Genomic DNA, 14828 nt, shown 5'->3' with positions numbered 1-14828 from the left:
ATTAATACCTGCTCTAAAAGTTTCGAACCTAAACTTAGCAGCATTTGATTTTAGTTGATTTTTAATTTTTCAAATATCAATGTGCCACGATTCTGCCACAAAACTTAGAATGGTCAAATATCTTTAAAAGCCGCCTTAACGTTTTGTGGCAAAATTGAAGGCAACTCCAGTTTAAACGTATGCTAATAATAACTTCAATATTCAGTTTGACTTAACAGGACTCTAACCAATTTTCGTAGGATTTACAGGCTTTGATATTTCAATACAAAATAGGGATGTATTTGTCGAACCTACAAAAAGCCTGAGAAACATATATTTCTCAGGCTTTGCATTTTTTTAGTAGCCTAACGGGACAATTTTCGAACCATTTTACAGCTGATTTAAAGAAGATGAATTTTTGAGCGATTTCTTTAAATCATGTTGGTTTACATGTCCTCATTGTTTATACATAAAAGTTTTTAATAATTAAAATAGTAACTTGAAAATAAGTGGTTTAGAGGTCTTAATTAGGTGGGTTAATGTTAAAGAACTCTGTCATTCGAAGTAAAACAAGCCATCTTAATCTGTGTTGTTGCTATTAATCAAGCTTATGGAGGTGTTGTTTTGAGTGGAGTATCTATTATATAACTTTACGCGTATTTCTATTAAGGGTGATTGTGCCTCATTTTGCCTAAGTCTGATAAATGAAAATAGATATAGTTGCAAAGCAATATGAATAATTTCCAGTAGACATTGGCTCGAGTAGAAATTTTACACTAGAATTAATTTTAATCACCAAATCTTTTTGATTTTGTTTAGTTACAGGCAATGCTTTCGTAGTTGTTATATTCTTTTTCTTTTACAAATGTTTCTGCAAAACTTTGAACATCCTCTTTTGTAATTTTTCCTAAAAAGTCTTTTCTCCAGTCAATAATTTCATCTCTTAGCGAGCCAATATCTATATTTAGAAATTTCTCAATTTCGTATCTTTTTATTTGACAGGAATACAGAATTTTTTTATTAATGTAATTTGTTGATTCATCATTTTTATATGAAGGGATAAAAAGCGATATTCGATCAAGTCTCTCAAAATCGCGTAAAGCTCTCACTGAATTTTCAAGAAGTTTTTTGAAAGCATAATATTCGTTATTTGCATATTCTTCTTTGTAGCAGATTATACGTTTTATATAGCTAGATTTTTCCTTGTCAAAATATCCTGTATTTTGCTCATTTCTTCTGAAAAATTCTGATTTTGAAAGCTCTAAGCCCTTAATGTTTTGATTAAAAAAATAATCAACTGTAACAGCAATCTCTTTTAAGTCATTGAATTTTAAAACATCAAGTTTTAAGTTTGAATATTTCACTCTGTTTTTGGCTGCTTTGGAATATCCATGATTTGTTATCATAAGACCAAAATTAGCATTTACATCCTGCATCATTCCAATAAAGCTTTCGACAGTTTTGATATTAATTTTTTTGTTATAATATTTACAATCCACTATTCCTAAAATTCTTTTGCCAGCCAAGTTTCCTCTAATTGCGAAGTCAATTTGTCTTTCTGTTCTACTATACACTCCAAAAATTGAATCATTAAACTCAATTTCACATTCTGGATAGTTTTGTTTTAAAAAATCAAATAGTTTAGTCTCGTATTCTTTCCACATAATTTTGATATATACTTTTAAGCCAGCATTGCCATGTTTTTAGATTATGAATATGCATTTTTATAATTAAGTCCTAATTCGCTTGTTGGCAATGTTCGCAAATGCAATTAGTTTCAAGTTTTGCATAACAACGTTTTACATCATCTATAATTTTTTTGCTATTCATTACAAATAGCATATTGAAATTTATCTTTCTTAATCTCATTATGTTCATGCCAGCACTATGATTTATTCCGTCTCTTAAAATGAGAAAGCTAGAATTTTATTGGCGCCTACAATCCAATCTCAAACAACAAAATTACAATCATTATTTGTTTTTTAAGTCTTATTGAACAACTTAGGTTCTTATTTCGCCAATGCGGTAATCATGTTCATTAACAAGTTAATATTTTTTCAAATGTAAGTTATCTATCATTATAAACGAGTTTACTAAAAAGTAAGAAAAATTAACATGAAAAAATACATAAAATGAGGAATCCCGTAATGAATTGGATAAAACATTTTGTTCATTTGAGGCATAAAATTTTGATCGAAAAATGAAAAAAATAATTCTCATAATCGCTTTTGTGCACTGCATATTTATGAATGCACAGCAAAAACTAAATTTCGGATATGATAACGCGGGAAACCAGATTAGCAGAGTTCTATGCCTAAATGGATGCAACTCCAAACCTTCTAAGCCTGCAAAGGAAATTGAAAATCTGGATGAGAATGATATGGAAAAGTTCTACTCAGGGGATGTGATTTCTTACTATCCTAATCCAGTAAAGGAACAACTTTATATTAAATGGGAAGTGAATGATAATGTTGCCGTTTCATCAATAGTCGTTTACGGAATAACGGGACAGACAATCGATAAAATTTCAAACACGGAAAACGTTACCTCCCAAAATATTTCATTCGAAAAATATCCCGTTGGAGTTTATTTAGTTGTGCTTTACTATACAAACAAAGACCAAAAATCCATAAAAATTATTAAACAATAAGTTCTTATGAGACAGATTTACTTATTTATCTTCTTGATATTCTCCAATCTGACAATTTACGGACAGACCGAAGTCGGTGTCACTGTTGGAGAATTATCCGTTTCTTTATCTGGAGGCGCAAACTACAGCATACCGATATCTGTGCCGCCAGGTATAAACAGTGTTGTCCCGCAGATTAGCTTGACGTACAACAGCCAGAGCGGAAATGGAAATGCTGGATATGGATGGAATATTTCAGGGGTTTCGGCAATCAGCAGAATACCATCAACAAAATTTCATGACGGAATTATAGACCCTGTAGATTTTGACAGTTATGACAGATTTGCACTTGATGGACAGCGTTTGATTGTCAAAAGCGGTACCGTTGGAATCTACGGTGCAAATGGAACTATTTATGAAACAGAAAACTTTTCAAATACAAAAATCACATCATATGGTGTACATCCTAACGGAGTTAATTATGGACCCTCCTATTTTGTAGTCGAATACCCGGACGGCTCAAAAGCTTATTACGGCAGTTCTTTAGATTCTAGATCCCTAATGACTTATGCCATTTCCTACTGGGAAAATGCACAAGGAGCGAGAATCAGCTACAGCTATTCGGCTTCCAACAATATTCTGGATGTTTCCTCTATCAGATATGGCAGTTTAGGGGCCGCAACGCCAATAAACGAAATCAGATTTAATTATGAATCTCGAGCCAGGAATGAACAGAGCTATTTCGGAGGCCAGAATTTTATCAAAACAAAAAAAATAGCAAGCATTAATGTTATTGGTAACGGAATAGGTTTTAGGAATTATTTCTTAAACTACAACATCACAACTTCTGGATACGAGCAGTTATACGGAATAACCGAAAAAAGCGGGGATAACTTAAAAAGCTATAATCCTACAACGTTTCAATATGATACTAATTCCCAAACCATTGCTCCCAATTCAGTGACTTCAAATATATCCTTAGGAGATGTTAATACAAACAATTCGGCTGTTGTTTCAGGTGATTTTGACGGCGATGCCAAAATGGATTTTGTGGTATACCCGACTACGGGAGCTAACGCTAAAAAAGAGTTTTGGTTTTTTAAAAATATAGGCAGCAGTTCTTCGATAACTCCATCGAAAATTGCTTCGGGAGCATTTGAAGCGATTTTTCCAATCACATTCTTGACCAGCGACAATAAGATGTTTAACAGTCAGGGGATTACTGTTGCGCAAATGGATACGGCAGATTTTAGTTCGGTAAATTTCAAAACGTATTATAATTCCGGGCTGGGTTTAGGCGTAGAGCATACAAAAAAGGCAGTTTTCCCTAATAGAGATATCCAGATCTGCGAGTATGCATATCCAATGGGGCAACGGAAAGACTTTTTTAACGGAGATTTTAATGGTGATGGACTTACAGATGTAATCGCCATCGATAAGGAAATAGAAGAGGCATATTGCGAAATAGACCCCTATACTGGGCTAAATACATATATTTGGGGATATAATAGCCCTGGAGGGGTTTATTTTGTAGATTTAGACCGCAGGAAGCCAACGAATTTTGTGAATTTTGCAGGAACGCTTTTGGACTATTATATATTTAATGACAGCAGGATTGAGACCTTTGATGTCAATGGCGATGGAAAGACGGACCTGCTTCATTTTAAAAATGGAAAGGTTTGGGTTTACAGTTTAAACAACAATAATCAGCTGGAGCTTCTATGGCAATATGCTGATATAGACATAAAGGTTGCCCAGTCTATATTGCCTGGAGATTACAATGGTGATGGAAAGATGGATTTCATCATAAGCAAGGGTGTAGGCAATCTAGCTTATGATTATGTGAAATACCTGTCAAAAGGAAACGGATTTGAAAAAATCGTACAGACTTATTCTTTTCCCAATATCGGCAACAGCGAAGACGGCCAGGGAATATACAACGGAGCGCTTATTCCTCTTGACATTAATGCTGACGGCAAGACTGATATAGTCCAATTCAGGTCTGTTTACGCAAAATCCCAGAGTGCGGGTACAGCCATAATTAATGTATTCAAGAATATAAACTCTTCATTTACAGCTTCAGCTGTGCCTACATATCAAACGGCGCCTACAAGCGCTGTCAGAAGTTACCCTATTCCAATTTTTCTCTCTCCGAAAACAAATAACCAATATTTGTCCATAGGCTTGATAAGCAATAATCAGCTATACACTTTTGATTCGCAAGATGATTTTAGCAAACAGGGACTGCTAAAGACGATTACACTAGGTAATGGCGTAAAGGAAACCATCACATACAGTCCTTTGAAGCAAGATCCCTACGAGCCGTTTTACGCTCCCACAATATTTACCGAGACTTTCCCGAATATTGACATAATTGCGGCCCCTAATCTGAAAATAGTGACTAAAATCGAGCAGCAGAGCGCCAATGAGTATAAAAGGCAGATGTTTAATTATTCCGGAGCCGTTGTAAATTCGGATGGCATTGGTTTTTTGGGCTTCAGATCTACGATGAGGACCAATTGGCATAATGACAATACGCCATTGATATCCAATATTTCTAAAAACAGCATTGCATTGCGAGGTGCCAATATTGAAAACTTTTCATTACTTGATTATAATTCTCCTACTATATCGACACCTGCATCTTTTATATCTCGGTCGACTTTTGCATACAACTCGTTAGCAGATGCATTGCAAAGCAATAAAGTATTCAAACTAAAAAATCTGTCTTCAAGCGAGTTTGACGGCTTAAATGATACGAAAAGCATTACGATTAGGACATTTGATGATTATAATAATCCAATAGAGATCGAGAATAAACTACAGGAAGGCAGTGTCAATATTCAAACGACTAGCAAGACTATTGCGTACAAAACAGCTAATTCGTCTCCCTACTACAACGGAGTTGTTTCTTCTAGATCGGCGACTATTGCAATACAGGACAGTTCAATGACTTCTGAAGAGTTTTATGAATATACCAATGATACTTATGGTCAGCTGAAACGAGTGCGTAAAAAAGGGGATTCAACAAGCGAAATAATTGAAGATAATAATTCATTTGATAGTTTCGGTAATGTAACAAAGAAGACAATCACTGCGAACAATCTGGCGCCAAGAGTGACAAGTTACGAATATGATTCTTCAGGAAGATTTTTAGTTAAAAGTACCGATATTGAGGGACAGTTTGTTACGTATGACTATAATACTAGTTCAGGAATGCTCGTTTCAGAGATAGATTACAGTGGTTTAGAAAGACTTTATGAATATGACAGTTGGTTTAGGAAAACAAGCGAAACAAATTATTTAGGCAAGAAAAAAAACTATACATATGAAAGAAATGGAGCGAAGAGCATCGTTACTGTAGAGGGTGATGATAATAGTGTTCTTGAAGAAACCTATGATGATTTGGGACGTAAAGCCAAGGTGAGGATAAAAGATGTATCTGGCAGTTTTTCAGCGGTTGATTATCTTTATGACATTTATAATAGAAATTATAAAACAAGTGAGCCTTACTTAGGCTCCAGTCCGACACAATTTAATGAGTCAAAATTTGATGATTATGGAAGGTTGATTAAAAGTAGCTCTTTTACAGGAAAGACCACTACAATATCATATTCAGGCCTATCCACAACAATAAGTGAAAATTCGAAGACTAAAGTTATTGTAAAAGATGCTGTTGGTAGAGTAATTTCTTTGACAGATAGTCCAGGAGGTAGTATAAATTATGCATACTATGCAAATGGAAATTTGAAACAGTCAGATTACGGTGGAGTAATAACCACAATTGCGCAGGACGGATGGGGAAGGAAAATCTCTTTAAACGATTCTTCAGCAGGAAATTATTATTATGAATATAATGATTTGGGAGAGCTTGTCAAGGAGACGACTCCTAATGGTATTACAACTTATAATTTGAACGATTTCGGAAAAGTAAAAGAAAAAACGATTACAGGTGTGAATACTAATTCTAAGACTACTTATATCTATGACTCAACATCAAAGCTGCTAAACAGCAGTACGTTTGAAGATTTTAACAATGGAGAGGTTGTTACAAATGTTTTTAAATATGATGACTTTAAAAGAATGATTAAAACAAGTGAGACAACTCCTTTTGCTACATTCACTAAAGAGTTCACATATGATGCTTTTGGAAGAATTGATACTGAGATATCAAAAGCAGAGATTAATGGAATCAGTAATTCAACAGAAGTGAGAAATACCTATGTTAATGGGGCTCATTGGCAGATTTTGGATGAGTCAAACAACATTCTCTGGCAGATTGATGCAGTAAATGCAAAAGGGCAAATCACAAAAGGCATAAAAGGCTCTTTTAGTTTTACAAATGGATATGATAGTTCTGGTTATTTTTCTTATTACCAGTGTGATAAGGCGTCTAATCCTGCTCTAAATATTTTAACTCTAAATTCTGTATTCGACTCCCAGACAGGAAACTTAAAAAGTCGAACCAATAGCCTGTTTGGCAGAACAGAAACTTTTAATTACGACGAACTGGACCGTTTGACGGAATACACCAATGGACTGGGAATCCAAGAAACGCAATCGTATGATGATAGAGGCCGTATTACGCAGAACGGTGTGGGGACATATGAGTATGACGGCACAAAAACCTATCAGAATAAAACTATTACGCCTACCCCAGAAGCAGCGGGATATTATGGGAATCGTGAAGGCATTTTTAATGACAGCATGGAAGACCAGAGCGGCTGGGGTCCGCATGCCCACCCAAATGCTTCATTTTATACATATGATACAACGAGAGCCCACAGTGGTAAAACATCTTTAAAACTTACCAATACCACGACTACAGAGCAATATGTGCATTCAGATAAGTGGATTACGATAAATAATGCTACGGATACAGAATATACATTTTCTGGATGGGTCTATTTGGAAGGCCCTAGTGCTGCTTTATTTCTTTTCATGAAAAAAGAGGGTGAAGCAGAATATTTTACACATATAGATGCTCGTGCTACCGCAATTAATAATCAATGGGTTAAGCTTGAGGGGACCTTCTTAGTACCCGCATATATCAAGAAACTTAATATTAGATTATATAATAACGGATACGGAAATGCATGGTTCGACGATATCCAGATAAGAAAGGCAAGTGATGCAGCGACTTCAACAAGAGCTTTAAATGTTACGTATAATACATTTAAAAGTCCAGTTCAGATTGAAGAGACAGGTGCTGATAAAATCAGCTTTACTTATAACGATGGCAACAGCAGAAGTTCCATGTTTTATGGAAGTTTGGATAATGACAAGCTTTTGAGGCCTTTCCGTAAGCATTACTCGGCTGGCGGCAGTATGGAAATCAAACATAATATTGTTACAGGCCAGGTTGAATTTGTGACCTATATTGGGGGAGACGGCTACTCGGCTCCGGTTGTGTTAAAAAGCGACGGAGTAACTCAAAACTATTTATATTTACATAGGGATTATCAAGGCACAATAACGGCAATTAGTAATCAGGAAGGTGACATAGTGGAAAGAAGGCTTTTTGATGCCTGGGGAAATATCGTAAAAGTTCAGGATGCTGCCGGCAACGTTTTAAACGGGTTGACGGTCTTGGACCGCGGTTATACAGGGCATGAACATCTGCAGAGTGTGGGTATCATTCATATGAATGGAAGGTTGTATGATCCAAAGTTACATCGTTTTTTACAGCCTGATAATTTCGTACAAGACCCTTTAAATACACAGAGCTATAATAGATATTCTTATTGTTGGAATAATCCACTGAAATATACAGATTACAACGGCGAATGGCTTGGTTATGATGATCTTATTGCCGGCGTGATTGGAGGATTTGTAAATTTAGGAGTAAATTTATCTCAAGGAAACATACATAGCTTCGGCCAAGGCGTTGCTGTATTTGCTTCAGGTGCCGCTGCGGGGGTCCTGTCTCTATATGGGCCGGCAGGATGGGCGGCAGGTGGAGCTATCGTTGGAGGAACGAATGCGTTTATAACGGGAAGTGACCCGTTTAAAGGGGTTATCTCAGGTGCTGTCTCGGGTTTAGTAGGAGGGCAATTAGGAAGATGGGCAAGCGGGGCAATAGATGGAGTTCTGATAAATGGAATTCAGATAACTAGTCCGCTTTTGCAGGGAACAATAATTGGCTCATTAAGCGGCGGTGCCACGGGAGTAGTTATGAATTTCGGTATGGCATTGGTTAATGGGGCAGATTTGATGGATGCATTTGAGGCAGCTGGCCAGGGATTTACAATGGGAATTATTACTGGCGGAATAAGTGGTGCCAGTAGCTCGGTTGCACGCTCATATAAAAATGGTACAAATCCGTTTACAGGAAAAGATATAAAGCCCGTTAATTCTGAATCTGTTAAATTGAAACATCATACGAATCTTGAAGCTTTAAAAGCAATTAAAGCTACAAATGAAATGAAACATTCCAGAGATTCATGGTTTGATGAATTTGGTGTTGATTTCGAGAACACAAGCAATTTTAATGGATACCAGAAAGGATTTGGAGCAAAAGCAACAGGAGCTTTTGTTGAATTGACCGTTCCTAAGAGTATATTGGTTCAAAATCCCAGCCCATCTTCCTCGTACCATTTTAGAATTATAACAGGTACAAACAATTTACAAATAACACCGGAGTTTAGACCAAAGTATTACATTAATTTTCATACTAATCATTAACATATAATAATTCAATGTTAAAAATAAATTCGCCTTTATTCAAGTTAATTGCTATCTTGTTTCGGCAAATGAATCTTTCCATTGCAAGATATTCGACTAAGGAAGATTTTTTTGCGTATTTTGAAGATAAGAGAGAATATTATAAATATGCGATTCTGCAGTTAGAACTCTTAATCTTTGAGAGTAAACCGTATTCTTCTTTTTTTGATATGGTATGGAAATGTTTTTTTATCAGACGGGTTACTAAGCTGAATATGATATTTATGCACAAATTCTTAAAAGAATTTGATGATTTTTTAGAGAATAAGAATTTAGATTATATTTTTATAGAAAGAATGAATATTATCGCTTCTGGTGAAATTTACTGGGGGCTCTTAAGAACAAAATTGGCTACAAAAGAAAGAAAGATTATTGACCAAACTGAACATTTTGGTCAGAACTTAGCATTTAGCAATTATGGTGGTATTGATGAAACTCTAACTAAGTTAAGAATACGTCTTGAAATCTAAAAATTATTAATTAAAATCATAAAAAATCTTATTGTAATGTTCAAGTTTGGAAGTGTTTCAAAGTTGATGATGAGAGAACTTATAGTTAAACTTGTTGAAATGAAGAATATATAGGAGATGACTTAAGATGAGCAGTAATGCTCATCTTTTTTGTTTAATGTTGTCTTAAACAATCTTATATTGGGTAACGTATCAGATGTTTTGGTAGTTATTTTACTACGTCAAAGGTTCATAGATTATCAATGATTTATTTTAAATTGTCTTAAATCGAAAAAAATGAGTTTAAACCAGAATAGATTTTTAATATATATTGGCGAAGATTCCGAATATGAAAAAGCATGACTACAGGGGTGTCAGTTATTTTAGACAGCCTTTTTTTACTTCGATGTAAAGAAATGATTGATGATGTTTATAAGAAGATTTTAATTTAACAAGATAAAAATGTTTGAAAATATAGAAATATCGACATTTGGAAATAATTTGATATTCAAAGACGGTTATACAACGGAATTTGTAAAGACTGTTTTAAAAGATAAAAACCCGTTGGCTTAGTTGTGAAATTTTAGATTTTTTAAATGACTATTATTTTTTTAAATACCTTGATGTCACGGGTCACGGGAGGTAAGGATATAATAAACTTTTTATATTAGCAAAAAAACAAATATTATTACATTACTGAGGTTCGAACCCCTCCAAGGTCACTAGAAATTGAAAAATCTACAAATTTATTAATTGATAGACTTTTGTTTTTGAATGTGACCTTGACGGTACAGAATTCGAACCTTTTAATTGAGGATTTGAAGATTTTAAATGATGTCTAATTTTACTATTTTGAGTTTAATATAACTTATTGGTTAGAGTCGCGTTCTCGATTCATCAAAGAACAAGTCCACCAAAATTCACACTCATGTCAGTACGAAAAGTATTCAATAAATAAAAAATCCATTTGAAGACTTATGAAATAAAAATCCTATTTTTGAAAATAAATAATACTGACAATTGTCAGACATAGCGAACTAATTTAGGTTAGATAAGTCGGACATCGTTAGACATATATTCGAGTTGTGTGCAATGCCCGAGAACACCCAGAGACTTCAACATTTATCATGAGAAAAAAGATACTTAAAATTATAATTGGGCTGTTTATTTTGTTCAGTGCATATTTTACTATGCGGTATTTCCAATTGCAAAAAGCCGAAGAAAAGTTTTCGAAGATTATTGTTGGGACTTTTAAAGCGTCAAATACAAATTTAATTATTGACTTTTTGGAATATCACCAATTTAGAATTCAAGGAAGGACTGACGAAAAATACTATGGAGACGGAAATTGGCATGTCAATGGGAACGGAGAATTAGAACTAAGTTTTGAGAATGGTGAATCTTTATTTCTGCAAGTTAAAATAAAAGATAGTTCATTAATTGGAATAAATGAAAACAAATCATTCTATAAAATCCAAACAGAGGACTAGCCAATATTATTATCACTTTTTCAATAGCAAAATTAAATGTAAGGCACAGCGCACAACCGCGAGCAAAAGCAATTGCTGAACATTGAAATCAACTGGAACTTTTTCTTCACGAAAAATATCTTATCTTACTGAAAGAACGCAGTTCGCTTTTATCAGCAACTGCTTCTGCCCGCAAAACGTTGTGTGTAATTGGAGCTCACCAGTACAAAAAATAAAGATGATTAAAATTGAATCAAAAATAAAATGAATGACTTTGGTAATATATCAGATGTGTTGGTGGTTGATTATTGCATTTAACATTTACAGAAAATCAGATATTTATATTAATATCGCATAAAAATTAAGACAGCCTTTAGGCTGTTTTTTTATTTTATAATGCCTTAAATCGAAAAAAATGGAGTCAAACCAGACTAGATGTTACAGATGTGTTGGTGATATTCGAAAGATGATAAAGTATGGAAAGACAAAGTCTGGCAGTCAAAGATATATTTGCAGAGCATGCGGGAAAACTAGAGTTGAAAATTACTTATATCTGGCTTATAAAGGAGATATAAACCAAAATATTATTCAATTAACTAAAGAAGGTTTGGGAGTAAGAAGTACGGCAAGAATATTGAAAATATCAACGACAACATTATTAAAAAGAATCGTCTTTATCGCCCGAAATATTTCCAAGCCAATTATCAGCAAAGGCAAAACTTATGAAGGTGATGAGCTGTGCACTTATATCAGACACAAGAAAAATTATATCTGGCTGGTTTATGCCTTGGAAAAGAATTCCAAAACTGTTGTAAGTTTTAATGTTGGCAAACGCACTAACAAAACTCAAGCCGAGTTCTTGATACTTTAAAACTATCTGAAGCTAAAAAGATATTTACCGACAGATTAAAAAACTACAGATATCTGATTAGTGAGGAAATGCATTCTATAAAGCGCTTTGGTACAAATCATATTGAAAGAAAAAACTTGACACTCAGAACTCATTTAAAAAGACTCAACAGACCTACAATCTGCTTCAGTGAAAGTTTAGTGATTTTTACAGCTGTTTTGAAGATTTACTTTTGGATTTGAGCAATAAAACAGTAAGTTTATCCTTCAAATTATGTTCTTAAACATTCTGTATTTAATAGGTAAAAACCTGTAAAAATATTTGCAAATCCTTATAAGTATAAGTACAATGGCAAGGAGCTTCAGGACGAGCTTGGGCTTAACATGTACGACTATGGTGCACGTAATTATGACCCTGCTCTTGGGAGATGGATGAATATTGACCCATTGGCAGAAGTTTCAAGAAGATGGTCACCGTATAACTATGCAATGGATAATACGGTGTACTTTATTGACCCTGATGGAATGTTTCCAATAACTCCTGGCTGGGGTACTATGTTTGCACAAGGTTTTGTAAAAGCTGCGGGAAGTATGGTAACTGGACTTCTTACTGGAGCATATACAAATATTAGTAATGGATTGAATTCAGCTAAACAGACTTATAAAGCATATCAAAAAGGGGGGATAAAGGCGGCAGGTAAAGAGTATGTGAAGCAACTTTATCAAACTAGTGGTGCTAAAGCTGTAGTTGAAACAGTAAAAAAAGCTGCGGCAGGTGATGCTGAAGCTGTAGGTGCGGTTGTTGCTAATATTGCTGCGGTAGCAGTGACTCATAAGGTTGCTAAAAGTGGTGGTGTCGCAACTGCAGAAGCAGCTAGTACTGAAACAACAACCTTATACAGAGGAGTAAATATTACAAGTCCTGCTTTTGAGAGCGCTACAAATGGTATGGCAAAGCCTAGAGGAGGGAACGCAACACCATTAGAGCACAATACGGTAACTACAGAAAGCAACTATACATCATGGACAAGTAATCCTGCTGTTGCCGAAAATTTTGCTTTAAGAACAAGTGGAGAAGGGGTTGTTTTAACAGCGGAAATCCCAAATAGTCAATTAGTTCAAAGTCCGAATTTAAAAACTGTTAACTTAAAACAGTCTCCTGGAACAATTGTAAGTGAATCTGAAACTTTAGTAACGGGTACTGTTACAGGTGCGAATGTAAAACAAGTAAATTTACAAAACTAAAATTATGGTATACCCAATTTTAAAAGAAGATGAAGTTGCTGTTCTAATGGCAAATTGCGAGACTGGAATTGTTTTAGATGCAAAATTTAATATTTATCAAAATAATATGGAAATCCAAGATGTTTATTCAATATTTAAAAATTTTCAGCAAGCAAAGGAATTCATTAGTAAAATCTCTGAAGAACACGATAAGATAGAATTTATAATATATAATTCAAAACAAGAAGTAATCGAATTTGTTAAATCTAAATTTAGCGATAGTTTTTAGAGTAGGGATAGAGGAAATGTATCCGACCTCCAGAGAGTTCCAAATATGAATTAAAAGGTCACGCAAATGGGTAATGTTTCAAAGTTAGTGATAAGAGATTTTAGATTCTTAACCTTTTGGAATCGGTAATGTATCAGATGTGTTGGTGGTTGATTATTGCATTTAACATTTACAGAAAATCAGATATTTATATTAGGGTAAAGATGGATTTTAAAGAGCCATACAATAATGGCAATTTTAAACTGAATACCCATGATCAAAATTTAATACAGTTTCGAACCTAAGCTGGTCAGTACTTTATTTTGCTGAGTTTTTAGATTCCTAAAATTGTAAGTGCCACGATTGTGCCACAAATATCATACTACTGTTTTCTATAGCATTTTCGATATATTAATGTATAGAAATTAAGCTTATAAGCTGCGTATTTACAGACTTAAATTGATTCTTAAAATACATGTAAAGTCAAACTAACTATTTTTATCTTGTGGAATAATGTTTAGTATAGTTTCGAATTCAACTTCACTAATTATCAATTTTAATGGGTTCTTGAATTTCAATTTTGACGTTGAGATCATTTGGACATTAAAGCATGACAAGTGAATTATCCAAGAAAGAAAAAATGTTTTTTTGTATATTTGCTTCAACTACAAAGGTTAAATGTTCTCTTGAAAACTTGCTATTTTACCAAATTACTGGACACACAACAAATGATGTTTTTGTAAGATTTTAAATTGTAAAACTTGTACCTTATTTGTACCTCGGTACTGGTTAACCCTTATGAAATAAGGAAAGTTAATTTCTGCATCGGCAAATAAAGAGGTGCAAATAAACGCAAAACAAAAACAAATTTATTTATGATGGAGAGCAGGATTCGAACCTAAGCCCTGAACCCGTGTATTTCCTGCGTTTCTGCTTTTTTAAACTAGTGCTGCCACCATTTTGCAAAAAAAATAAAATTATAGACTTTTAATGTGTTAATTATTTGATTTTTAATGGTTTGATGTGCTTTTTGTTGCTGTGATTCCTTTTAATATAAATTTAATGATTTTTATTGTTGGATTGATTGTTTTGTCCTATTTTTTACATGTATTCTATCTCGAAATAATTAAGTATTGATTTGTAATTATACTGAGCTGTGAGACACGCGTCCATCAAATATTTGTTTACAGCTATACTGCTCCTGGAGCCTTCTACAATAAAAAAATTAAAGCTGTTCT

Annotated in this window: 7 protein-coding genes and 1 pseudogene; 7 read left to right on the top strand and 1 reads right to left on the bottom strand. The window is 34.1% G+C overall.

Annotated features, from left to right (window positions below; genetic code table 11):
* Positions 1-794 precede the first annotated feature (794 nt).
* Positions 795-1643: a restriction endonuclease gene (locus ACFFLS_RS11880; RefSeq protein WP_379686656.1), complete on the bottom strand. Its 849-nt coding sequence runs from the start codon at positions 1641-1643 to the stop codon at positions 795-797.
* A 536-nt stretch (positions 1644-2179) separates the two neighbouring features.
* Here ACFFLS_RS11880 and ACFFLS_RS11875 point away from each other — a divergent pair.
* From ACFFLS_RS11875 to ACFFLS_RS11845, 7 genes and pseudogenes are all read left to right on the top strand, one after another.
* On the top strand, positions 2180-2629 hold the full coding sequence (locus ACFFLS_RS11875) for a T9SS type A sorting domain-containing protein (protein WP_379686657.1): 450 nt from the start codon (positions 2180-2182) through the stop codon (positions 2627-2629).
* Positions 2630-2635: 6 nt separating this feature from the next.
* Positions 2636-9292 (top strand): RHS repeat-associated core domain-containing protein, encoded by a 6657-nt coding sequence (locus ACFFLS_RS11870; protein WP_379686658.1) that lies wholly within the window; start codon positions 2636-2638, stop codon positions 9290-9292.
* 14 nt (positions 9293-9306) lie between these two features.
* Complete coding sequence (locus ACFFLS_RS11865) at positions 9307-9801, top strand: hypothetical protein (RefSeq protein ID WP_379686660.1); 495 nt, start codon at positions 9307-9309, stop codon at positions 9799-9801.
* A gap of 1106 nt (positions 9802-10907) precedes the next feature.
* Entirely contained in the window at positions 10908-11270 is a 363-nt protein-coding gene (locus ACFFLS_RS11860; RefSeq protein WP_379686661.1) for a hypothetical protein, read from the top strand.
* A 394-nt stretch (positions 11271-11664) separates the two neighbouring features.
* Positions 11665-12341, top strand: a protein-coding gene (locus tag ACFFLS_RS11855) for an IS1 family transposase (RefSeq protein WP_446685100.1) whose coding sequence is annotated in 2 segments (ribosomal slippage) — positions 11665-12097 and positions 12097-12341 — 678 coding nt in all. Because the reading frame shifts where the segments join, the coding sequence is not laid out codon by codon here.
* 90 nt (positions 12342-12431) lie between these two features.
* Positions 12432-12626 (top strand): annotated as a pseudogene (locus ACFFLS_RS11850) (RHS repeat-associated core domain-containing protein); the annotation flags it as partial.
* A 721-nt stretch (positions 12627-13347) separates the two neighbouring features.
* Positions 13348-13611: a hypothetical protein gene (locus tag ACFFLS_RS11845; RefSeq protein ID WP_379686663.1), complete on the top strand. Its 264-nt coding sequence runs from the start codon at positions 13348-13350 to the stop codon at positions 13609-13611.
* Positions 13612-14828 lie beyond the last annotated feature (1217 nt).

Origin of the sequence: Flavobacterium procerum (assembly GCF_042431625.1) — a bacterium.
Taxonomy (GTDB): domain Bacteria; phylum Bacteroidota; class Bacteroidia; order Flavobacteriales; family Flavobacteriaceae; genus Flavobacterium; species Flavobacterium procerum.
This window is presented reverse-complemented; position numbering and strand designations above follow the sequence as displayed.

What these genes read in the sequence shown, in the direction of transcription:
- ACFFLS_RS11880 (WP_379686656.1), bottom strand. Translation starts at nt 1,643, where the DNA reads ATGTGGAAAGAATACGAGACTAAACTATTTGATTTTTTAAAACAAAAC.
- ACFFLS_RS11875 (WP_379686657.1), top strand. Translation starts at nt 2,180, where the DNA reads ATGAAAAAAATAATTCTCATAATCGCTTTTGTGCACTGCATATTTATG.
- ACFFLS_RS11870 (WP_379686658.1), top strand. Translation starts at nt 2,636, where the DNA reads ATGAGACAGATTTACTTATTTATCTTCTTGATATTCTCCAATCTGACA.
- ACFFLS_RS11865 (WP_379686660.1), top strand. Translation starts at nt 9,307, where the DNA reads ATGTTAAAAATAAATTCGCCTTTATTCAAGTTAATTGCTATCTTGTTT.
- ACFFLS_RS11860 (WP_379686661.1), top strand. Translation starts at nt 10,908, where the DNA reads ATGAGAAAAAAGATACTTAAAATTATAATTGGGCTGTTTATTTTGTTC.
- ACFFLS_RS11845 (WP_379686663.1), top strand. Translation starts at nt 13,348, where the DNA reads ATGGTATACCCAATTTTAAAAGAAGATGAAGTTGCTGTTCTAATGGCA.